This is a genomic window from Pantoea sp. X-Soil-YNGN-844 (genome assembly GCF_059730595.1).
This window is the reverse complement of record NZ_AP036007.1, coordinates 2,049,233-2,071,974: the sequence shown is the minus strand read 5'-3', so window position 1 is coordinate 2,071,974 and position 22,742 is coordinate 2,049,233. Positions and strand designations below refer to the sequence as shown.

The window sequence follows — 22,742 nt, the reverse complement described above, 5'->3', positions numbered from 1 at the left end:
ACTTAATCTGATGCCAGATTGCGCTATTGCCAGGGAGTGTTCATTGACCAGCATCGGGGCGGTAGATGTCCGCCAGCTTATCAACCAGCAGAGCCTGAGCCACTGGCAAAAACGGCTCATTGCGCTCTGTTTTATTGTGGTGGCACTCGATGGCATGGACATTGCGATCATGGGATTTATTGCGCCAACACTTAAAGCTGCATGGGGCGTTACCAATCATCAGCTCGGCGTTGTCATCAGCGCAGCATTGATCGGGCTGGCGCTGGGTGCCATGGTGGCAGGGCCTCTGGCTGACCGCTATGGTCGACGTATGATGATTATCCTCAGCGTTTTCTTTTTTGGTCTCTGGACACTGGCAACAGCGCTGTCTCAGAACATCGAGCAGATGATGCTATTCCGCTTCCTGACCGGTCTGGGACTGGGTGCGGCAATGCCCAACGTCGGCACGCTGGTGGCGGAATATGCCCCTGAGCGGAGACGGGCTTTCATTATTACTGTCGTGTTCTGCGGATTTACCTTCGGTGCCGCCAGCGGCGGATTTGCCGCGTCCTGGCTGTTACCACGCTATAACTGGCACTCGGTGTTGCTGCTGGGCGGCATTCTGCCGCTGCTGGTGTTGCCCTTTTTGATCCGTGGCCTGCCGGAGTCAGTGCGGTTTCTTATCAGTCGTGGCGCACCCGCTGCCCGCATTCACGCTATCCTCGAACGAATGATGCCGGGCAAAACCGCGCCCGATTGTGCATTTCACGCGCCTGAAGCGATATTACCTGCAGGCGGCGCGATTAGCACGGTGCTGTCGCGCCGCTATCTGTTTGGCAGCACAATGCTGTGGGGCGGCTATTTCATGGGACTGTTCATGGTCTACCTGATTGGCAGCTGGCTGCCATCTCTGGTGAATACCCTGGGCATGTCAGTTACCGAAGCGGCGATTATTACTGCCATGTATCAGGCAGGCGGAACGCTGGGCTCACTCTTTGCGGGCTGGATGATGGATCGCTTCAACGCCAACCTGGCGCTGGCCGCGATCTACGGCTGCGGCGGACTGTTTATTGTGGCACTTGGCTTTTCGCCCGCCGAAGTAGGCATGATGAGCGCGATCGCCTTTTGCAGCGGCTTCTGTTTTAACGGTGCCAATACCGGCATGAATGCCTTATCTGCCAGCTACTATCCTACGCATGCACGCGCCACGGGCTCCAGCTGGATGCATGGCGTGGGTCGCATCGGCGCAATTCTGAGCGCCTTTGTGGGTGCAGAGATGATGTCACTTGGCTGGTCTTTCAGCGTTATTTTTCTGCTGCTGGCGATACCGGCTGTGATCACCACCCTGATGCTGCTGTTAAAAAACCGCTACGGCTTTAAGCCGATCACAGATTCGTGATTTTTTCCACTGAGGCCAGCGCGTTGCATTACATTAGCAGCAACGCTCATGGTGTCAGGTGAATAAGATGGACAAGTTTCTCAGTGCGGATCTCATCCGCACCCGTTTCTCTCAGGCGATGTCAGCGATGTATCAGCAGGAGGTGCCGCAATATGGCACGCTGATGCAGCTGGTCGCCACCGTCAACGAGCGCTCGCTGGAAGCCGATATCGCGCTCAAAGATCGTCTCACCGCCGCGGATGAAATTGGCCGGCTCAGCCTTGAACGTCACGGCGCAATCCGTGTTGGCACGGCAGAAGAATTAGCTACGCTGCGGCAGCTGTTTGCGGTGATGGGGATGTCCCCGGTGGGCTATTACGATCTCTCTCAGGCGGGTGTGCCGGTTCACTCCACGGCGTTCCGGCCAGTCACCGATGCGGCACTGCGACGTAATCCTTTCCGGGTCTTTACCTCGCTGTTACGTCCTGAACTGATCGACGATCCCGTGCTGCGCGAAAAGGCGGCAGAGATCCTGGCCGCACGCGACATTTTCACTTCCCGTTGTCGGGCGTTGCTGCTGTTACATGAGCAGCAGGGCGGATTAACTGACGCTCAGGCTACCGAATTTGTGACCGAAGCACTGGAAACCTTCCGCTGGCACACCCACAGCAGCGTGGACAGTCAGACCTATCAGGCGCTGAACCAGCAGCATCGCTTGATCGCAGATGTCGTCTGCTTTCCCGGCTGCCACATCAACCATCTCACCCCGCGTACGCTCGATATCGACCGCGTCCAGCAACTGATGCCGTCGCGCGGCATCGATCCGAAAACGCTGATCGAGGGGCCGCCGCGTCGTCAGGTGCCGATCCTGCTGCGGCAGACCAGCTTCAAAGCGCTGGAAGAGACGATCATCTTTAAGGACGGGCATCAGGGCACCCACACAGCGCGCTTCGGTGAAATTGAGCAGCGCGGCGCGGCGCTGACGCCTGCAGGGCGTGCGCTCTACGATCGACTGCTCAGCGAGGCGGGCAGCGGTCAGGACAATCAGCAGCATCAGCAGCATCTGGCGGCCATTTTCCGTGACTTCCCCGACGACGAGACCACACTACGCCAGCAGGGGCTGGCCTGGTTCCACTATCGCCTGAGTGAAAAGGGCGTCGCGACACCGCCGGATAAGGATGAAGCGCTGGAGGATTTGATCAGGCAGGGGCGTGTGCTGGCAGACCCGATCGTCTATGAGGATTTTCTGCCCGTCAGCGCGGCAGGGATTTTTCAGTCCAACCTCGGCGATCGGGCGCAGGCCCGTTCGGCGGGACAGGCGAGCCGGCAGGCGTTTGAAGCGGCGCTGGGCTCTGCGGTACTGGATGAAATGGCATTGTACGAAGAGCGCCAGCAGCGCTCGCTGGCACAGTGCGGAATACAGACGGCCTGATGTTTTCGCCGGGCAACGCCTCTGTTGCCCGCACCACCTTCACTAAGCCAGTTTTTTAAAGTCCTGGTCCTGACGCGGAGCATAAGGGGGAACAGGCTGATCTTACTGAAGAAAAATTACGCTTTATCGGTCAGCGCAGGTTTCGCGGCGTGAGTATCTTAATCAGTTAGCGAGCTGACTGCTTAGCTGTGTAAAAAACGGCGCAGAATCAAAGCCGGACACCGCTTACAGGCGGAGTGGCACGGTATTCATCCTGAGCAAAAAGATAAACAATACTTAACACTGGCTGAGATTGGTGCTCTGAGCCTGTTGACCACCATGTTCATGCTCACCTCTGACATTTCGGCATATTCTGCAAATCCCCTCTGTACCTGGACAATGGTGGCGGGCCTGCAAATAATGGAGGAACGTCTGAACAGGGAAACAGGAATGAAAAACGAAACAGGTCTAAGGATCATGACGGCCGAGGGGGAGTTGCGTGGATGCATGGACGATGACCTTTTCGTATTCAAAGGCATACCTTATGCGGCGGCTCCGGTTGGCGCGCTGCGCTGGCGTCCGCCACAGCCGGTCACGCCCTGGCAACAGATGCGTGACGCCACCGCATTTGGGGCTGCCGGCTGGCAAAATCGCACATACTGTCAGGCGGTGGGCGGTGGCGATCCCGGTGAGTTTAGTGAAGATTGCCTCTACCTGAATGTCTGGACGCCCGATGTTGCGCCATCAAAGCCGCTGCCGGTAATGGTGTGGCTGCACGGTGGAGGCTTCACCATCGGTGCTGGCGGGCTGGCTCCGTACAACGGCAAGCCGCTGGCTTCACGTGGTGCGGTGGTGGTCACGCTGAACTACCGGCTGGGTCACCTCGGTTTCTTCTCCCATCCTGCGCTGGATGCGGAATACCCTGCTGCGGGTACGGTAAACAATTTTGGCCTGCTCGATCAGATTGCCGCACTGCAGTGGGTGCAGCGCAACATTCCAGCTTTTGGCGGCGACCGCCGTAATGTGACACTTTTCGGTGAATCCTCTGGCGCGCGCAGCGTGCTCTCGCTTTGCTGTTCGCCGCTGGCAGAAGGGCTGTTCCACAAAGGGATCGTGCAAAGTGCCTATAGCCTGCCGGATACGCCGCTGAAAAAAGCGCGTCAGCAGGGCGTGGCAGTGGCGCGCCATTTCGGCCTGCCGCCCGATGCCAGCGCGGATGACCTGCGCGCACTGCCCGCCGATGCCTTCTGGCCGCTGGAGGGGCAACTGGCGATCCCGCCGGTGCCGATTGCCGGCGATGCCGTTCTGCCCAAGCCGATGCTGAAAACCTTCATGGCTGGCAAACAGCACCGTCTGCCGCTGATGGCGGGCAGTAACAGTGATGAAGCCAGCGTGCTGGAATATTTTGGCGTGGATGCCACCGCGGTATTGCACCAGCTGCGCGATAAAAACCGGCTCACCTATCGGACGCTGAAATGGATGTATGACATCCATGACGATCAGTTGCTGGGACGTGCCGTGGCGCGTGATATGGCCTTCAGCCTGGTGCCGTGGCTGGTGATGCGGGCGCAGCACAATGCCGGTATGCCGGGCTGGCGCTACTGGTTCGATTATGTTTCTGAGCACGCTCGCGACCTTTATCCTCATGGCACCTGGCACGGCAACGAAGTGCCTTATGTCCTGAACACCCTGAGTCAGATGCCGGATCCCAATGAAGCGCGGCCATTCAGTGAAGCCGATCGCGCTTTTGCGGCGCGTGTCAGCGAATACTGGTTTACTTTCGCCCGTGACGCCACGGAATATAAGCATCAGCTTGAAGGCGAGGTTGTCTGGCCAGCCTGGCATCCCGGCAATGACGTGACAATGTCACTTGGCAATGAGCGTAAGAACGGACTGGTTCTGAAAAGAAACTTTATGCGCGCCCGCATGCGGCTTTTCAGGCTGTTGATGACGCGTATGGTCAGGCTTTAAGCTGATGATGAAGATTAGGCTGCTAACCATTAAGTTATTCGAATGGAATTAATCTACTTAATTAATTTTAACCCTATGAATTAAATTGCTTTTAACCACACCTATCATATTTAACGCTGTAAATTAATAGGTAACAAAACAGTTACATTTTCACTATCGAATGCCGATAAATCTCCTATGCCCGACGCTTGCGGGTCAACGTGTATAGGATTTTGGTATGGGAATGCTCAAAAATTTTACCATTCGCGCAGTGATGCTGACGATTCTGGGGCTGTTTTGCTTACTGTGGAGCGGCGTCGGGCTTTATAGCATCCACTCTCTTGGCGCGCTCAGCGAAGGCAACGAGGTTGACCGTCATCTGGTTGAGCAAATGACGGTGCTGAGCAAAGGCAACGATCAATATTTTCGCGTCATTACGCGCTTATCCCGCGTGATAGAAGGCAAAGCGGCGGGCAAAGCGCTAACCGATGAGGCTTATGCCCCGGTGCAGCAGGCGCTGGATGGTATGACCCAGCAACTGGCGCGGTTTAAACAGCTGGCACCCGGTCCGATGAACCCGGAAGTGGTGGATGGCGTGATTCAGAACTGGCAAAAGCTGCTGGATGAGGGCGTGACGCCACAACTGCAGCTGGCCCGTCAGGCTTCACCTGATGCATATCGCCAGCAGGCGAACAATGTCACCCCGCCGTTGAGCCGTGCCTTTGGCGTCAGCGCAGAAAAATTCAGCCAGGCCGCAGCGCAAAAGCTGGATACTACCCGGGTAGAAGTGGATCACCTCACCGCGACAACCAAAACGATAATCACCATCACGGTCATTATCGGTCTGTTTATTCTGCTGTTCACCGACCGTTATCTGGTGGCGATGCTGGTCCGTCCGCTGGAAAGCATTCGCACCCACTTTGCGGTGATCGCCACGGGCGACCTCAGCCAGCCGGTAGCCGATTTTGGTCGCAACTGTGTCGGTAAACTGGTACCGCTGCTGAGCGCCATGCAGGATAGCCTGCGCGAAGCAGTCAGCGCCATTCGCAGCGGGACCGAGAATATCTCGCGCGGTGCTGCTGAGATTTCTGCCGGTAACAATGACCTCTCTTCACGTACCGAAGAGCAGGCCGCTGCGCTGGAGCAGACGGCAGCCAGCATGGAGCAGTTGACGGCCACGGTGAAATTCAACGCCGATAACGCCCGTCAGGCCAGCCTGCTGGCAGAAACCGCCACCACCACGGCACAACGTGGCGGTCAGCTGGTGAGTGAAGTGGTCAGCACCATGGAGGGCATCTCTGGCAGTTCGAAGAAGATTGCTGAGATTACCAACGTGATTAACGGTATCGCCTTCCAGACCAATATCCTGGCGCTGAACGCTGCGGTCGAAGCGGCACGTGCCGGCGAACAGGGTCGTGGTTTTGCGGTCGTGGCATCTGAAGTGCGTAACCTGGCGCAGCGAAGCGCCAACGCCGCCAAAGAGATTGCGACACTGATTGAAGACTCGGTGCAGCGTGTAGGAAAAGGCGCGGAGCTGGTCAGCACGACGGGCGGCACCATGAATAATATTCTGAAGTCGGTGCAGGATGTGGACGCGATTATGAAACAAATCGCTTCTGCGTCGGAAGAACAGAGCAAGGGCATTTCTCAGGTGGGCACCGCAGTTACCGAAATGGACAGCGTGACGCAGCAGAACGCCTCACTGGTTGAGGAGGTCTCCGCCGCCGCAAGTGCGCTGGCGCTGCAGACGGAAGCGCTGCAGGCCTCTGTGTCGAAGTTCCGCCTTTCCAGCAACCGTCCGGCTTCACCTGCCGTCAGCAATAAACCGGCTGCGCCAAAAGCGCCTATGCTGAGTGCACCTCAGGCGAAACCTGCTGATAATGGCGACTGGGTGACGTTCTGATCCCTGCAGAGCCACGCCACCAGCTCCGCGAGGAACGGTGGCGCATCCTGTGCGGGCCGCTGCAGTAAACTGTAAACGGCTCCGGTTTTAACCTCGCCAGCGAACGGCTTAATCAGCCTGCCGCTGGCGATATCACTCTCCACCAGGTTGCTGTCGGCAATCGCCACGCCATACCCCTGAATCGCTGCACTGATCGCTAAATCCATCGTGGCAAAATGCTGGTTTCGCTTCATGCTGAGCATTACTTGCTGCGCCTGTAACCAGCACTGCCAGTCACGCGTGTCTGACGTGGGGTGCAAAAAGGTCATTGCGGCCAGCGCCGCCGCCGTCTCCGGGCAGGGCTGACCAGCCGCCATCACCGGCGTCAGCGACTCGCTGAACAGGCAGATCCCGTCAGGATGCGGCTTGCCATAGACAATAGCCGCGTCAAAGTTTTCAAGCTGCGCCGCGTGATTCAGGGTAGTGGTCAGGGCCACATGCAGTTCAGGGCGGTGAAGCTCCAGCGCCATCAGCCGCGGCACCAGCCAGCGCATGGCACAGGTCGGCGCTTTCAGGCGAAGGTTGACCTGACTGCGACGGACCTTTTCGCTGGCCTGAACCATCAGCTCAAAGCCCTGGCTGAGTTCAGGCAGCAGCGCGGCACCCTGCGGGGTCAGCCGCAGCCCGCGCGCATGGCGGTCAAACAGCGTCACGCCCAGCCACTGCTCCAGCGCGGCAATCTTACGACTGACCGCGCCCTGTGTCAGGCAGAGCTCGCGGGCAGCATGGGTCAGGTTGAGATGACGGGCCGTCACCAGAAAGGCGTGAATGGCATTAAGCGGCAGCGATGAGCGTGACACGGTGGACCTCAGCTATGCAATTTTGTCATGGCTATTATGACGACATTTCGCTTGCCGACTCAAGCCGCAGCCCGTTGAATAACGATTTATCGCATCTGACCAGTTATGCACCTGACGGAGAACATATGTCCCTGAACACGCCTGTCGCTATCCACTCAAAATTGCCGGACGTCGGCACCACTATCTTTAGCGTCATCGGCCAGCTTTCGGCGCAGCATCAGGCGATTAACCTGTCGCAGGGTGCACCCAGTTTCCCCTGCGATCCGGCACTGGTCGACTCAGTCAGCCGTGCGATGCAGGAGGGGCACAATCAGTATGCCGCGATGATGGGCCTGCCTGCCTTACGCGAGGCACTCGCTGGCAAAGTGCAGACGCTCTATGGACAGAAATATGATGCCGCGAGTGAAGTGCTGATCACCGGCAGCGCCAGCCAGGGACTCTATATGGCGATTACCGCGCTGGTTCATCAGGGCGATGAGGTGATCTTCTTTGAACCAGCGTTTGACAGCTATGCGCCGGTAGTACGGCTGCAGGGCGGTACGCCCATAGGCCTGAAGCTGCAGGTCCCGTCGTTTGCTATCGACTGGGATCAGCTGCGTGCGGCGATCACGCCGCGCACCCGGATGATCATTATCAATACGCCGCACAACCCCAGCGCGCAGGTGCTGACCCGCGACGATCTCAACCAGCTGGCAGCGTTGATCCGCAACACCGACATCGTGGTGCTCTCCGATGAGGTTTATGAACATATTGTCTTTGATGGTCGCCCGCACTGCGGCATGGCGACGCACCCGGAGCTGGCCGCACGCAGCGTCATTGTCTCTTCATTTGGTAAAACCTTCCACGTCACCGGCTGGCGGGTCGGCTACTGTCTGGCACCGGCGGAGCTGATGACCGAGCTGGTGAAAGTGCATCAGTTTATGATGTACGCCGCCGACACGCCGATGCAGGTGGGATTCGCACACTATCTGCAGACGCCGGAAAACTATCTGTTGCTCAACGCTTTCTATCAGCAGAAGCGCGATCGGCTAATCGATCTGATGCAGAACTCGCCGTTCCGGCTGCTGCCGAGCGCCGGTTCGTTCTTTATGCTGGCCAGCTATGGACATTTCAGTGACGAACCGGATAGTGAGATGGTAAAACGTCTTATCGTCGATTACGGTGTGGCAACCATACCGCTGTCGGCGTTTTATATGGATGGCACAGACAATAAACTGATTCGTCTCTCTTTTGCGAAAGACGAAGCGACACTAGAGGCTGGCGCGGCTGCGCTATGTGCTTTTTCTCACTGAATCACGCGAGCGTGATTCAGTACGGGGAACAGGTAACCAGGACTTTTCGGAGTAAATAAATAATGAAAAAACTGAACGCGCTTTTTCTCGCTCTGGGCATGATGACAACGGTACAGGCACTAGCTCAGGATTTACGTTACGGCGTGGAGTCACAATATCCGCCGTTTGAAAGCCGCAATGCAAAGGGTGAGCTGGAAGGCTTTGATATTGAGCTGGGCAATGCCATCTGTAAGGCAGGCAACTTCAGCTGCCACTGGGTTGAGAGCAGCTTTGATGCGCTGATCCCGGCACTGCAGGCGAAAAAGTTCGACGCCATTAACTCGGCGATGAATATCACCGAAGCGCGCGCCAAAAGCATCGCGTTTACGCAGCCGATCTACCGTATTCCGACCATGTTAGTAGCGAAAAAGGGTGAAAATCTGGCACCGACCGCCGAAGGTCTGAAAGGCAAAAACATCGGTGTGTTGCAGGGATCGATTCAGGAAACCTATGCGAAGAAGCACTGGGAAACCCAGGGCGTGACGGTGACGTCGTATCAGGATCAGAACCAGGTTTATAACGACATGGTCGCTGGCCGCCTTGATGGCACACTGGTGATGTCCGCCGCCGGTCAGTCTGGCTTCCTCGATAAGCCTCAGGGCAAAGGGTTTGGTTTTGTGGGCAAGCCCGTCGAAGATGACGCGATTCTGGGTTCAGGCATCGGCTACGGCCTGCGTAAAGATGACGCGCCGCTGAAGCAGTCGCTGGACGCGGCAATCGCCAAAGTGCAGGGCGATGGCACCCTCAAAAAGCTGGCTGAAAAATACTTCCCGGGTATTGATGTCAGCGTGAAGCCATAATCGCAATCGGGCGCGTTCTGCGCCCGATTTCTCCGCTTAACCCGCCGCCAGATAACAGAGCTTTTCTGCCACCTGATAGGACTTCACAAACGATGAGACTGGCAGAAACTCGAAGCGTGAATGAAAGTTATGCGCACCGGTAAAGAAGTTCGGCGTCAGCAGGCCTTTGGCTGACAGCGCGGCACCGTCCGTGCCACCCCGCATCGGAATCACTTTCGGCTCAATCTCCAGCGCGGCAAAGGCGCTGAAAATCAGATCTATTGCCCGGCGATCCTCACCCAGTGCATTGCTGATATTGCTGTAGATATCGCTGATCGTGATGCTCACTTCGCCTGTGGGATAGCGCGCCGCCAGTTCCTCTGCCGCCTGCTGCAACTGCTGCTTACGCGCCGCGAAGTTGGCCAGATCAAAATCACGAATGGAGGCCTTTAGCGTCGCCTTGCTGGCGTTGGCCTGAATCTCATTAAACCAGATATAGCCTTCACGACCTTCGGTGTGCTCCGGTGTCTGCTGACGATCAAACAGACTGATGTAGTCATGGGCCATCAGCAGCGGATTGACCAGCACGCCTTTGCCCGACATCGGATGTGCCGGAACGCCGGTAAACACAATCTCAGCCGCGGCTCCATTAAAGTTCTCGTAAACCACTTCACCCAGTTCGCAGCAGTCGATTGTCCAGGCAAAATCGACATTAAACCGCGTTTCCAGATCCAGCGCTTTCGCCCCGCGCAGGCCAATCTCTTCGTCTGGTACAAAAGCCACCACGATATCGCCATGATCGCCTTTGAGGTTCGCCATCAGCGTCATCACCACGGTGACCGCCGCTTTATTATCTGCGCCCAGCACGCTGGTGCCGTCGCTGAAGATCACCTGCTGGCCGACGTAGGGCGCGATCTCCGGATGTTCATCGCGGCGCAGCCAGATATCCTGCTCTGCATTCAGACAGAGATCGTCACCCTGCCAGGTCAGGATCTGCGGGTGGATATTGGGCGATAAGCCCACGTCAACGGTATCGATGTGCGTGATAAACCCGATGCGCGGAGCGTCTGGACGGTTGCCCCGTTTAACCGCCGTCACCGTAGCATGGTTATCAATCACCACCTCGTCCAGCCCCAGCGCACGCAGCTCATCCGCCAGCAGTTCCGCCATGGCGTGCTGGCTCGGCGTACTCGGCAGAGTCGTAGATTTGGCATCGCTCTGACTGCTGACGGCGAGGTAACGGAAAAATCGTTCGGTGAGTTGCGACTCAAGTTTGTCTGTCATCACTATTCCTTATTAGTCAGCCATGGGCGGGGTTCGCTATGGTGCCGAATCGTGCTATCAATGAAGCATCTGAATGATTCATTTAGATATTGTGATCACCGGAAGTCAATACAAAGCGAGGATGATAATGAAAATCAAGATAGCCACCTTAGCGCTTGTTACGGCTGGGATAGCGCTGGCTGGCAGCGTTAACGCCAAAACGCTGGTCTACTGTTCTGAGGGATCGCCAGAGAATTTTAACCCTCAGCTCTATACCTCGGGAACCAGTGTCGACGCCAGTGCAGTGCCAGTGTTTAACCGGCTGGTGGACTTCACGCCCGGCACCACCGATCTGGTGCCCAGCCTGGCAGAACGCTGGGAGATCAGCCCGGATGGCACCGTCTACACCTTCCATCTGCGCAAAAACGTGAATTTCCAGAGCAACAAACAGTTCAGACCCAGCCGCGACTTCAATGCCGACGATGTGATCTTCTCCTTCATGCGCCAGATGGACCCCAAAAATCCCTACCATAATGTCTCTGGCGGCACCTATTCCAACTTCGAAAGCCTCGAGCTTTCCACGCTGATTAAAAGTATCGACCGGGTGGATGACCACACCGTGCGCTTTACGCTCGCCCATCCTGAAGCGCCGTTCCTTGCCGATCTCGCGTGGTATTTCGCGTCGATTCACTCAGCAGAATATGCCGACGCCATGCTGAAAGCGGGGACGCCGGAGAAGGTCGATATGAACCCGATCGGCACCGGCCCGTTTGAGCTGGTGCAGTACCAGAAAGATTCCCGCATCCTCTACAAAGCGTTCCCGGACTACTGGCAGGGCAAGGCGAAGCTGGATCGCCTGGTGTTCAGCATTACGCCGGATGCTTCCGTGCGTTACGCTAAGCTTGAGAAGAACGAGTGTCAGGTGATGCCATTCCCGAACCCCGCCGATCTCGACAAGATGCGCGCCAACCCGAATATCACCCTGGAACAGAAGGCGGGTCTGAACACCGGCTTCCTGGCGTTTAACACCACTAAAGCGCCAACCGACAACGTTAAAGTGCGTCAGGCGCTGGCGATGGCGATTAACAAACAGGCGATCATCGAGGCGATATTTAAAGGCACCGGCACGGTCGCGAAAAATATCCTGCCGCCTGGCGTCTGGAGTGCGGACAAAGATCTGAAAGATTACGACTACGACCCGGAGCAGGCCAAAGCGTTGCTGCAACAGGCGGGCGTGAAACCCGGCACCGAGATTGCGCTCTGGGCGATGCCGGTTCAGCGGCCTTACAACCCGAATGCACGCCGCATGGCGGAGATGATTCAGTCGGACTGGGCCAAAGTCGGCATTAAAGCCAGTATCGTCAGTTATGAGTGGGGCGAATACCTGAAACGTGTGCGCAGCGGCGAGCATCAGGCGGCGCTGATGGGCTGGACCACCGCGACCGGCGATCCTGACAACTTCTTTGGCCCGCTTTACAGCTGCACCTCTGCGCAGGGCGGTTCTAACTCCTCAAAATGGTGCTACCAGCCTTTCGAGAAGTTAATCACCGAAGCCCGCGCCGAGCCGGATCAGGGAAAACGTACCGCGCTCTATCTGCAGGCGCAGCAGATAATGCATGACCAGATGCCTGCCGTGATGATTGCGCACTCCACCATCTTTGAGCCAGTGAGCAAATCGGTCAGCGGTTATCAGGTCGATCCGTTCGGCAAGCATATCTTCTATCAGGTGGATATTAAGCAGTAAGCGATTGCCACAAACCCAGAGGCCTACTCCGTAGTTAGTCTCTGCTTGTGCACCAAAGTCAGGATAGATCTGACAGCAATAAATAAGCTCAACGCGAAGGGAACACGACCCGATCGGAAAGTCGCAAAAGCCGCCATCCATGGCATGCTCGGCCCACGCCGTCCTGGCGTGGGACGCTTTCCTCTTCGGGTCGTGTTCCCTTCGCCATCACTGTCTTATAGCAAATATTTGCAGACCCTTACCCCATCCTCACCTGCTGATCCATCTCCGTCAGCCGCTGCTGCAAAAACTCCAGAAACAGCGTCAGTGCTGCGTTGCGCTGACGACCCGACACCGTCTGAAGCTGCAACGTACGCTGACTCAGCTGATCCACCCCCAGCGATCTCAATACCAGATTTTGCGACTCGCGCTCAAACAGCAGGGTAAATGCGCTGCAGATGGTCACCGCCTGTGGCGTATGCAGCAAAAAGTGATAGAGCGTGGCGAAATAGTCGCAGGTCAATACCGGTTCAACCACGCAGTCATTCATCTGACAGGAGAGATCAAACAGCTGCCGCACGGTCGTGTGATGGCCCGGCAGCGCCAGCGGCCAGCGATGCAAATCGCCCAGCGTCACCTCGCGTGACGCCAGCGGATGTGACTGATGCATCGCCAGTAACACCGGGGCAGGCCATGAGCCGAGTACCTCGACGCTGCGCTCAGGTTGCAGACTGAACTGCAGCGCCACATCGCATTCACCCGCCCTGACGCATGCCGCCACGCCCTGCGAGTGCGTCACGTTAATCGCAAACAGTGCGCCGGGATTCGCCAGTCGAAACGCCGCCAGCAGGCCAGGCAACAGACTGAACGCCATGCCATCCGTGCAGGCGATGCGGATCAGGCTACGGCGTACCGCTTTCAGGCCCTTAATCTCGGCAAGCGCATACTCCATATCAAGCTGACTTTTACGCACGTGATGCGCAAAAATTTCTCCCGCCTCATTCAGCACCATGCCGCGCGCATGCCGTTCAAACAGCGGCACACCGACCTGCGTTTCCAGCCGCTGAATCTGACGGCTGATCGCCGACACCGCCACGAACAGTTTCTCACTGGCGGCGCTCAGCGAGCCGCTCTCGACGACCGCCAGGAAATAGCGGATCTCGCTGCTTAACATGGTCACTCCAACAAAACGCATCATAAAAGGGCAGCAAAGCCTTGCTTTAAAAGCAACACTCACTCGATAAATTGATAATTGTGGCAAAGATGGAAGTTTGTCAAAGATAAAGCACGATAAAAATAACAGACAGGGCAAACATGACAGAGCAACAGGCAGTTAACCAGGCAATGCACTATTTCGATAGCGGTGAGTTTCAGCAACTGCTGGCACGGCGCGTTGCCTGCGTGACCGAAAGCCAGCACGCCAGCAGACGGACAGAGCTGGACCACTATCTGCAGCAGGAAATTGGCCCGCAGCTGGCGGCGATGGGATTCACGCTACACCCGTTTGACAATCCGCAGTCCGGCAGCCCGCCGTTTCTGATCGCCACCCGTATCGAAGATCCGTCAAAACCCACGCTGCTCTGCTATGGCCACGGCGATGTAGTGTTTGGTGACGATGAAAACTGGCGCGAAGGGTTATCGCCGTGGCAACTCACAGCTGAAGGCGAACGCCTGTATGGACGTGGCAGCGCGGATAATAAAGGCCAGCACTGTGTGAATCTCGCGGCGCTGGAGCAGGTGTGGCAGGCACGCGGCGGTGCGCTGGGCTTCAACTGCAAAATCCTGTTCGAAATGGGTGAAGAGATCAGCTCGCCAGGGCTGGCTGAGATCTGCCAGCAACAGCAGGCGCTGTTAAAGGCCGATCTTTTTATCGCCTCGGATGGCCCACGCCTTAATGCGCTGCGGCCAACACTGTTTCTGGGTTCACGTGGTGCGGCGAACTTTCGTCTGACTATTCGGGCGCGTGACAACGCCTACCACTCCGGTAACTGGGGCGGACTGCTGAGCAACCCTGGTACTCAACTGGCCAGTGCGATCGCCTGCCTGGTGAATGCGCAGGGCGTATTACAGGTTGGCGCGCTGAAACCAGACTCCCTGACCGACGCCGTGCGCGCCATCCTCAGTGATATTGATGTGGGCGGCATGCCAGGCGACCCGGCGCTGGCGGAAGGCTGGGGCGAGCCTGGCCTGACGCCTGCCGAACGCCTTTACGGCTGGAACACCCTGGAGGTGCTGGCCTTTGAAACCGGTAATCCGGCACGACCCATGAACGCCATTCCGGGCAGCGCTTCGGCGGTATGTCAGCTGCGTTTTGTGGTCGGCACCGACTGGGAAAATCTGGTGGGGCATGTCGAACGTCACCTGCATCATCATGGCTTCGATAACGTCAGCGTGGAGTTTCTGCGCGGTTCACCGGCAACACGACTCGATCCGCAGGATCCTCTGGTGGACTGGGCGCTGGATACGCTGGCCCGCAGCAGCGGCAAAAAACCGGCGCTGCTGCCCAATCTCGGCGGTTCACTGCCCAATGAGGTCTTTGCCGATATCCTGGGCCTGCCGACGCTGTGGGTGCCACATTCTTATCCCGCCTGCGGCCAGCATGGCGTTAACGAACATATGCTCACCTCAATTGCACGCGAAGGCCTGGCGATTATGACCCGGCTGTTCTGGCAACTGGGCGAAGAGGGCGAACAGCTAATGACGCGCCACCATCAGTGGCGGAGAGGTGAACAATGAGCAGCATCGCGCAAAGTGCCCCGCAGGTAAAACCGAGCCTGCATAAAACGCTGTTCGCCACCTGCATCGGTAACGCGCTGGAGTGGTTCGACATCGCGGTTTATGGCTTTTTTGCCAGCTACATCGCCCACGTTTTCTTTCCGGTCAGCGATCCGTCGGTGTCGCTGCTGCTGACCTTTGGCAGTTTCGGAATCTCTTTTCTGATCCGCCCGCTGGGTGCCATCGTCCTGGGTAACTATGCCGACCGGCATGGCCGCAAAAAGGCGCTGCTGCTGTCGATTAATCTGATGATGCTGGGCGGGGCGATCATCACGTTTATGCCGGGTTACGCCACCATCGGTCTGGCGGCACCGCTGCTGATTATTCTGGCGCGGCTGATACAGGGCTTTTCTGCCGGTGGTGAATTTGGCAGTTCGACCGCCTTTCTGGTGGAGCATTTTCCCGAGCGCAAAGCGTTCATCGCCAGCTGGCAGTTCGCCACCCAGGGTGCCAGTACGCTGATGGCATCGGCTTTTGGTCTGGGGCTGACACAGTGGCTGAGCGAAAGTGAGATTCAGGCGTGGGGCTGGCGCATCCCGTTTGCTTTCGGTTTGCTGATTGGGCCACTGGGGATTTACATCCGCCGTCATGTGCAGGAACCCGCCAGCTTTGCGTCGCAGGAAAAGGAAGCCGCACCGCTGAAAACGCTGTTCGGGCGGCAGAAAGCGCTGATCACGCTGGCGATTGGCGTGATGGTGATTTCGACCGCAGTCAACTACATGCTCAACTACATCCCGACCTACGCCACTAAAACGCTGCACCTGCCGGGATCCGTCGCCTTCACTGCCACGCTGATAGCGGGGATCATCCTGACGGTGGTGACTCCCATCATGGGGTTGTGGGCGGAGCGGATTGGGCGGTTGCCGCTGATGTGGGGATCGTTGCTGTTGCTGGTGGTCACTATCTATCCCGCGTTTAAATGGATGGTCGATCACACCACGTCCACCACGCTGATCCTGCTGGTGGCCTGGATGGCACTGCTGAAGTCGATCTACTTCTCGACGGTGCCATCGGTAATGGCGGATCTGTTCCCGGCGACCACCCGCGCCAGCGGGATGGCGATCAGTTACAACGTGGCCGTAACGGTATTCGGCGGGTTTGCGCCGCTGATTTGCAGCATGCTTATTGCCGCCAGCGGCAGCAGTCTGGCACCAGGCTACTACCTGATGGCAGTGGCAGTGCTGAGCGGTATCGCGCTGCTGCGCTGCAGTAAGCGGGTGTCATAGCAAATCAGGCCAGTTCATTGGCCTTTTCAGGCAGCTGACATAGTCACATCAGGCTCTGGCAGCAATAAAAAAGCTCAAAGTGCAGGGAACGGGGTCAGAGGAGGAAAGCGTCCCGCCGTCCGGAAAAAAACGCCAGGCGTTTTTGATCAACGCGAAGCGTTGGCCCGACAACGGGCGCACCTCAGGGATGAGGTGCGTACTAAAAACGCCGGGAGCGTTTTTAAACAACGCAACGCGTTGGCCCGACAACGGGCGCACCTCAGGGATGAGGTGCGTAATTGCGCGGGCCGGGCATGCCAGGGATGGCGGATTTTGCGACTTTCCGATCTGACCCTGTTTCCTGCGCAGGCGCGATCTCAACTGTAAAACGAACCAGCCAGAGTTATCAATCTCAGCGGGCCGTTGAACCGACCTGCTTTTAACTGAACTGTAAATAGGCAACATGGGTCTGCAGATACTCCTCCAGACCATGTTTTCCATCGGCTCCGCCGACACCCGACTTACGCCATCCGGCGTGAAAGCCCTGCATCGCCTCAAAGTTCTCACGGTTCACATAGGTTTCGCCAAACTTAAGTTTTCGCAGCGCAATCATGGTGGTATTGAGATTCCGGGTATAAATTGAGGAGGTCAGTCCATACTCGCAATCGTTAGCCAGCGCAATCGCCTCATCCAGCGTTTTAAAGGTCATTACCGGCAGCACCGGGCCAAAAGTCTCCTCCTGCATAATCGCCATCTCCTGACGCACATCGGTCAGCAGCGTAGGCTGGAAGAAAAAGCCTCTCTCTCCGGCGCGCCTGCCGCCCAGAACGACTTTTGCACCTGCGGCAACGGCATCGGCCACTTTCTGCTCGACCCGATCCCGTGCTGCGGCATTAATCAGCGGTCCCATATCGATATCACTGCGTTCGGCGGGATCGCCAAACGTCACCTGCTTAAACGCGGTAGTCAGTGCGCTGATAAACCGATCGTAAATGCCTTCCTGCACATAGACGCGCTCCACGCAGTTACAGACCTGGCCGCTGTTGATCACGCGTGAGCTGATAATGGATCGCACCGCCAGATCCAGGTCGGCATCCTCCATCACGATGGCGGGCGCTTTGCCGCCCAGTTCCAGCGACACTTTAGTCACATTTTTAGCCGCGGCTTCCATGGTGGCGATACCTGCGCCGACGCTGCCCGTCAGACTCACCAGCCCGACCTTTGGATTGGCCGCCAGTTCCTGTCCCACTTCCGGTCCCAGACCATAGACAATGTTAATGACGCCAGCTGGCAGACCCAGCGTCTGGATAATCCCGGCAAACAGTGCGGCATTGTTCGGCGTCAGCTCGCTGGGTTTAATCACAATCGTGTTGCCGGTGATCAGGGCAGGCGCCGCTTTGCGGGCGATCAGGAAAAAGGGAAAGTTCCACGGTAAAATCCCGGTGGTGACGCCAATCGCTTTTTTAAACAGAAAGATGTTTTCGTTGGGCCGGTCGCTGTTGATGATCTCGCCTTCATAACGCCGTGCCCACTCCGCCATATAATCGAGATAGTCGGCGGTGAACAGCACTTCCGTCTTCGCCAGGCCCTGGGTTTTGCCGCCTTCCGCCACGATGGTCGCCGTCAGTTCAGGCTCGCGGTCGCGGATGGCGCTGGCGATTTTGTGCAGCCAGACACCGCGTTCAACCGCAGGCAACGCTTCCCACGCCGGCTGAGCGGCTTCGGCGGCATTGATCGCAAGGCTGGCATCCTGACGGCAGCCTTGCGGAATGCGTGACAGCAACGCTTCAGTGGCCGGATTGATGACTTCAATCCACTGGTCACTCTGATGGGCGACAAACTCGCCATTAATGTAATGTTGATGATGTGTTGTCATTCGCTTGGCTCTCCGCTATCAATACGTTGCAGTAATGTGATAGCAGGGTGAAGCAGATCGCTAAGCGTGACCTTTAGCTTATTGCCAGCTTGCGCGTCCGGCTGGCAGCCAATCACAGATATCGGTGAGTTCTGCGGCAAAAACGTCAATCTGTTGTAGATTTAAAGGGGTGAAATCGTGAAAAAGGGGTTAAATAATGGCAAGCGGATGGGCAGGAGACGGCGCAGTACAAGAACAGATTGATAGCACCGTTAACGACGGGATTGAGCGGGTCAGACAATCGCTCGGGCAGGGCGAAAGCGCCACCGAATGTGAACTCTGCGGCGAACCGATTCCTGAAGCGCGCCGTCAGGCACTCAAAGGGGTGCATTACTGCGTGGCGTGTCAGGAAAAAATCGATAAACAGCAGCAGACCAGCAGCTTATATAATCGTCGGGGCAGTAAAGACAGTCAGCTACGCTAACGCTCAGGAGCCTGGCATCGCCAGGCCGCTGCCAATAAACCACGCCAGAAAGCCCATGCCCGCCACGATGATGGCGATCGGAAACAGAATTCCAATTCTCATATTCAACCTGCTGCAAACAGCGATTTCAGGGAGCGCGATCTTATCATGAGATCTGGAGGACTGCGCGGTGGGTTTTCAGCAGGGTGAAAAGCTGGAACTGGGTTGCCTCGTTCTCCTCACGGAGCACCTCGCCTTTTTTATAAATAATATGGTGAACATGGCCGAGCTGACGCCAGACCACAATCGCTGAGGCGATCAGGGCGCAATGTTGCTCCGCCTGCACACACTCAATGGTGGCATAGTGTGTTTCATCCAGACCATTCACAAACACCTTTATCGCATCTGCAGGTAGTATCGCCCGGAGATCATCCAGCATCACCCGGCTGACTGGCTGCGAAAGAAACAGTGTTAACCACTTCGTTGTCATTCCAATCCCTGTTCCCATCAATTTGCCCCAGTTTATACGACCTTGTCTGCGGTAAAGAAGGCTTCTTTGCCCTTTTGCCACCATACCAGTTTAAATGGCAGTCAGTTTAAAAGTGTGCTGCGCCACACAGCAAAACGATAAAAAAGTCAGAATAATAAGATACTTACCTTATTCATTGTCCGGTTATCTGACAACTGTGAAATTGTGATCCTTAACGTTAATAACGGGTAAATATTGCCACTCCGCTGCGGCTTCCGGCATTTATCCAAAGGCTGAGGAATTCCTGCAAAACGTAGACTGCCTGCTGAACGGAAGCTGACAGGTTTCCGACAGGCCTCAACCTAACCGGGGAATAACAATGAACAGCGCCATTATTGCAGGTATCTTCTGGCATTTTGTCGGTGCTGCCAGCGCCGCATGTTTTTACGCGCCTTTTAAACAGGTGAAAAGATGGTCATGGGAAACCATGTGGTCCATTGGCGGCCTGATGTCGTGGCTTATCCTGCCGTGGGCGGTCAGTGCCATTTTACTGCCAGACTTCAGGGCCTATTACAGCAGTTTTACGCTGTCGCAACTGACGCCGGTTTTTCTCTTTGGCGCGATGTGGGGCATAGGCAATATTAACTACGGCCTGACCATGCGTTACCTTGGCATGTCGATGGGGATCGGTATCGCGATTGGCATTACCCTGGTGGTCGGCACGCTGATGACGCCACTCTTGCAGGGCCGTTTTGGCGAACTGTTTGCTTCGGCAGGGGGCCGGTTAACCCTGCTGGGCGTGCTGGTGGCGCTGATTGGCGTTGGGATTGTGACGCGTGCCGGGCTATTAAAGGAGCGGGCGCTGGGGATAAACGCCGAAGAGTTTAATCTCAGAAAAGGACTGCTGCTGGCGGTGATGTGCGGCATTTTCTCAGCGGGTATGTCCTTTGCGATGGACGCGGCGAAACCGATGCATCAGGCCGCCGCTAATCTGGGCATCGATCCGCTCTATGTGGCTTTACCCAGCTACGTCATCATCATGGGCGGTGGGGCACTGGTGAATCTGGCCTTCTGTTTCTGGCGGCTGGCCACCCGGCCTGAGCTGTCGGTACGTAAAGACTTCTCTGTCGGAAAGTCGCTGCTGATTGCCAATACCGCTTTTGCGGTGCTTGGCGGAACCATGTGGTATCTGCAGTTCTTCTTTTACGCGTGGGGCCATGCCAGAATCCCGGCGCAGTATGACTACGTCAGCTGGATGCTGCACATGAGCCTTTACGTCCTGTGTGGGGGGCTGGTAGGCCTGCTGATGAAAGAGTGGAAGTCAGCAGGGCGTCGCCCGGTGAGCGTGTTATCGATCGGCTGTGTGGTGATTATCATTGCCGCTAACATCGTCGGGCTGGGTATGGCGGCCTGAATGCGAATATAAAGACAGTGTCTTTATAAAGAAGGCCCTTAGAGTTAGCAGAATGGCGGTCAGATCGTGCCCGCTCAGGGAAAACGGTCAGATAGGAAAGACGCAAAAGCCGCCATCCATGGCCTGCTCGGCCCGCGACGTCCTGTCGCGGGACGCTTTCCTGTTCTGGCCGTGTTCCCTGCGCTTTTTAGCATAATCATTGCTGCTAATAATTCATTGGGGGAATTTCAGTGCGCTAAATTGCTTGCCGGAAGGGTGTTGAATGGGCCTGCTATGCAGGCCCTTTTTATTCAGACTCGATACTCTTAAGCGCCTGCCGTGGCGCAATAAATCGCTGACGCCAGGCGGTGGGCGTTAAACCGGTATCGCGGGTGAAGACCACCGAGAAATAGTTACTGTCATCAAAGCCACAGCGGGCGGCGACCTCACTAATCAGGCAATCCTGGGTGCGCAGCAGATATTTTGCCTGGCAGAGCTGCAACTGGCGCAGGTAATGACCAATGGTCATCCCGGTCTGCTGACGAAAAAGCTGCCGCAGCGCCCGCTCGCTGAGCTGATTCTGCTGACAAAATGCCGCCAGATCGAAGGGACGGGCAAGGGCACCCTGTAAGGCTGACATCAGCAGATCAAGCTGTTCACCCTCCGGCAATGCCCAGGGACGATCGGCGGCGTAGCCATGGCGGCGCAGAATCAATGCCAGCTGTAAAAACAGCGCCTCAGAGAGCTGTACTGACAGCGGATCGCTTTTGCGGCTTTCACGCTCCAGCTGGCTGATAACGCCACGGGCCAGTGACATGCCGCGCGTGGTCAGACGCCAGCAGCCGGGCGTGTCCGGTCCCTGTTGAGGCAGCAGCTGATTCCAGTCAAGGCCAAGGCCAAAGCGGTCACGGCAGTAGAGGATATTATCCAGCACCAGATTGTTGACGCTATCGTAGCTATGGCAGTCACTGTCGCGGATATAAAAAACGTCGCCGCAGGTTATCAGCCAGGGACGATCGTTGAGGACATGCAGGCCGTTACCGCGCCAGACAATCACGATTTCACTGAACTCGTGTTGATGGGGCGGAAAGGAGGGTTGGGGCATCCTTTCGGCAACCGCCACCGGTAAACTGGTAGCGGGAAAATAGTCATCCCGACTGAGTATCAATGCCATACGTTGCTCCTTTACAACATCTGCTGGCGCTCCGCTCGCGGTGCGCAGCCAAATTCGCGCCTGAACAGGGTTGAGAAATGGTTACTGTCACCAAATCCACACTGGAAGGCGATATCGGTAATTCGCATATCACTGTGACGCAGCAGATGACGAGCCTGTAACAGCCGCAAACGGTTCAGATAGCGCTGCGGCGTACTGCCGGTTTGCTGCTTCATCTGCCGATGCAGGGTTCGCAGCGACAGGGAGAAACGATCAGCCAGTTCCTCCCAGACAATCTCGTCACTGTAATGGTCGCCAAGCCAGTCGAGCAGGCGATGCAATCGTGCTTCCTGATCCTGACTCTGCCCGTCAATACAGGCTTCCCGCAGCAACACCAGCAACTGCAAAAAGAGCTGTTCCTGGTGCGCCTGTTTCTCCAGCGACCAGGTATCATCCTGCTGCATCTTCGCTGTCACACTCAGCGCCTGCGCCATCACTTTATGATTGATACGCCAGTGAGAGGTGTATTGCCCGTCCTGATCGCAAGGCAACAAAGCCTGCAGCCCGGAGAGAAAGCGAAACGCGACGGGACTGCGATAAAGCACATTGGTCAGGCAAAGATTTTCGGTCTGCTCATAAAGATGACGATCGTGATCGCGCACAAAGCAGACACAGCCCGCACACAGCGTCTGCGGCTGACCATTAAACACATGAATGCCGGAGCCTTGCTCCACCAGTACAATTTCATGAAAATCATGATGATGTTCCGGAAAAGCTGCCTGCGGTATGCGGGGTTCAATCGCTATCGCGTAATCGCCTTCGGGAAAAAAATCTGCACTGTGCAATATGGTCATCGTCGTCTCTCGCTGCTTA

19 protein-coding genes are annotated in these 22,742 nt (G+C 56.6%); 11 read left to right on the top strand and 8 right to left on the bottom strand.

Annotation, left to right across the window (positions count from 1 at the left end):
• The first annotated feature begins 43 nt into the window (after positions 1-43).
• The 4 genes from AC6I8C_RS09660 (at position 44) to AC6I8C_RS09645 (ending at position 6,621) form a co-directional block, all read left to right on the top strand.
• Complete coding sequence (locus tag AC6I8C_RS09660; RefSeq protein ID WP_497822324.1) at positions 44-1,378, top strand: MFS transporter; 1,335 nt, start codon at positions 44-46, stop codon at positions 1,376-1,378.
• Between the two features lie 67 nt (positions 1,379-1,445).
• Complete coding sequence (gene hglS, locus AC6I8C_RS09655; protein ID WP_497822323.1) at positions 1,446-2,789, top strand: 2-oxoadipate dioxygenase/decarboxylase HglS; 1,344 nt, start codon at positions 1,446-1,448, stop codon at positions 2,787-2,789.
• Positions 2,790-3,218: 429 nt separating this feature from the next.
• The gene (locus AC6I8C_RS09650; protein WP_497822322.1) at positions 3,219-4,739 is read left to right on the top strand and encodes a carboxylesterase/lipase family protein; all 1,521 of its coding nucleotides are present in this window, start codon (positions 3,219-3,221) and stop codon (positions 4,737-4,739) included.
• 217 nt (positions 4,740-4,956) lie between these two features.
• Positions 4,957-6,621: a methyl-accepting chemotaxis protein gene (locus tag AC6I8C_RS09645; protein WP_497822321.1), complete on the top strand. Its 1,665-nt coding sequence runs from the start codon at positions 4,957-4,959 to the stop codon at positions 6,619-6,621.
• Here the strand turns inward: AC6I8C_RS09645 and AC6I8C_RS09640 are convergent.
• Positions 6,579-7,460: a LysR family transcriptional regulator gene (locus AC6I8C_RS09640; protein WP_497822320.1), complete on the bottom strand. Its 882-nt coding sequence runs from the start codon at positions 7,458-7,460 to the stop codon at positions 6,579-6,581. The genes AC6I8C_RS09645 and AC6I8C_RS09640 overlap by 43 nt on opposite strands.
• Before the next feature lie 125 nt (positions 7,461-7,585).
• Between AC6I8C_RS09640 and AC6I8C_RS09635 the strand changes: the two genes are divergently transcribed.
• Complete coding sequence (locus AC6I8C_RS09635) at positions 7,586-8,752, top strand: methionine aminotransferase (protein WP_497822319.1); 1,167 nt, start codon at positions 7,586-7,588, stop codon at positions 8,750-8,752.
• A gap of 62 nt (positions 8,753-8,814) precedes the next feature.
• The gene (locus AC6I8C_RS09630; RefSeq protein ID WP_497822318.1) at positions 8,815-9,591 is read left to right on the top strand and encodes a transporter substrate-binding domain-containing protein; all 777 of its coding nucleotides are present in this window, start codon (positions 8,815-8,817) and stop codon (positions 9,589-9,591) included.
• Between the two features lie 36 nt (positions 9,592-9,627).
• On the opposite strand, the gene pepT is transcribed toward AC6I8C_RS09630, so the two are convergent.
• The gene (gene pepT, locus AC6I8C_RS09625) at positions 9,628-10,854 is read right to left on the bottom strand and encodes a peptidase T (protein ID WP_497822317.1); all 1,227 of its coding nucleotides are present in this window, start codon (positions 10,852-10,854) and stop codon (positions 9,628-9,630) included.
• Between the two features lie 127 nt (positions 10,855-10,981).
• Here pepT and AC6I8C_RS09620 point away from each other — a divergent pair, with 127 nt between their 5' ends.
• Positions 10,982-12,577, top strand: coding sequence for an ABC transporter substrate-binding protein (locus AC6I8C_RS09620; RefSeq protein ID WP_497822316.1), 1,596 nt, complete (start codon positions 10,982-10,984; stop codon positions 12,575-12,577).
• 238 nt (positions 12,578-12,815) lie between these two features.
• Here AC6I8C_RS09620 and AC6I8C_RS09615 read toward each other — a convergent pair whose 3' ends face one another.
• Positions 12,816-13,730, bottom strand: coding sequence for a LysR family transcriptional regulator (locus AC6I8C_RS09615; protein ID WP_497822315.1), 915 nt, complete (start codon positions 13,728-13,730; stop codon positions 12,816-12,818).
• A gap of 140 nt (positions 13,731-13,870) precedes the next feature.
• On the opposite strand from AC6I8C_RS09615, the gene AC6I8C_RS09610 reads away from it, so the two are divergent.
• Both AC6I8C_RS09610 and AC6I8C_RS09605 read left to right on the top strand, forming a co-directional pair.
• Entirely contained in the window at positions 13,871-15,292 is a 1,422-nt protein-coding gene (locus AC6I8C_RS09610; RefSeq protein WP_497822314.1) for a M20 family metallopeptidase, read from the top strand.
• Positions 15,289-16,557, top strand: coding sequence for an MFS transporter (locus tag AC6I8C_RS09605; RefSeq protein ID WP_497822313.1), 1,269 nt, complete (start codon positions 15,289-15,291; stop codon positions 16,555-16,557). Before AC6I8C_RS09610 ends, AC6I8C_RS09605 begins: the two co-directional genes overlap by 4 nt.
• A gap of 418 nt (positions 16,558-16,975) precedes the next feature.
• Here the strand turns inward: AC6I8C_RS09605 and aldA are convergent, their stop codons facing one another.
• Complete coding sequence (gene aldA / locus AC6I8C_RS09600; protein ID WP_497822312.1) at positions 16,976-18,412, bottom strand: aldehyde dehydrogenase; 1,437 nt, start codon at positions 18,410-18,412, stop codon at positions 16,976-16,978.
• 196 nt (positions 18,413-18,608) lie between these two features.
• On the opposite strand from aldA, the gene AC6I8C_RS09595 reads away from it, so the two are divergent.
• Positions 18,609-18,875, top strand: a complete 267-nt coding sequence (locus AC6I8C_RS09595; RefSeq protein WP_013357929.1) for a DksA/TraR family C4-type zinc finger protein — start codon at positions 18,609-18,611, stop codon at positions 18,873-18,875.
• A gap of 3 nt (positions 18,876-18,878) precedes the next feature.
• Here AC6I8C_RS09595 and AC6I8C_RS09590 read toward each other — a convergent pair whose 3' ends face one another.
• Both AC6I8C_RS09590 and AC6I8C_RS09585 read right to left on the bottom strand, forming a co-directional pair.
• On the bottom strand, positions 18,879-18,977 hold the full coding sequence (locus AC6I8C_RS09590; RefSeq protein WP_497822311.1) for a YoaK family small membrane protein: 99 nt from the start codon (positions 18,975-18,977) through the stop codon (positions 18,879-18,881).
• Positions 18,978-19,020: 43 nt separating this feature from the next.
• A complete protein-coding gene (locus tag AC6I8C_RS09585) occupies positions 19,021-19,344 on the bottom strand; it encodes a hypothetical protein (RefSeq protein ID WP_497822310.1) in 324 nt (107 codons plus the stop codon).
• Positions 19,345-19,702: 358 nt separating this feature from the next.
• Between AC6I8C_RS09585 and rhaT the strand changes: the two genes are divergently transcribed.
• Positions 19,703-20,737, top strand: a complete 1,035-nt coding sequence (gene rhaT / locus AC6I8C_RS09580) for an L-rhamnose/proton symporter RhaT (RefSeq protein WP_095707163.1) — start codon at positions 19,703-19,705, stop codon at positions 20,735-20,737.
• A 286-nt stretch (positions 20,738-21,023) separates the two neighbouring features.
• Here the strand turns inward: rhaT and rhaR are convergent, their stop codons facing one another.
• Positions 21,024-21,890 (bottom strand): HTH-type transcriptional activator RhaR, encoded by an 867-nt coding sequence (gene rhaR / locus AC6I8C_RS09575; protein ID WP_497822309.1) that lies wholly within the window; start codon positions 21,888-21,890, stop codon positions 21,024-21,026.
• Positions 21,891-21,901: 11 nt separating this feature from the next.
• The gene (gene rhaS / locus AC6I8C_RS09570; protein WP_497822308.1) at positions 21,902-22,723 is read right to left on the bottom strand and encodes an HTH-type transcriptional activator RhaS; all 822 of its coding nucleotides are present in this window, start codon (positions 22,721-22,723) and stop codon (positions 21,902-21,904) included.
• Between the last annotated feature and the right edge of the window lie 19 nt (positions 22,724-22,742).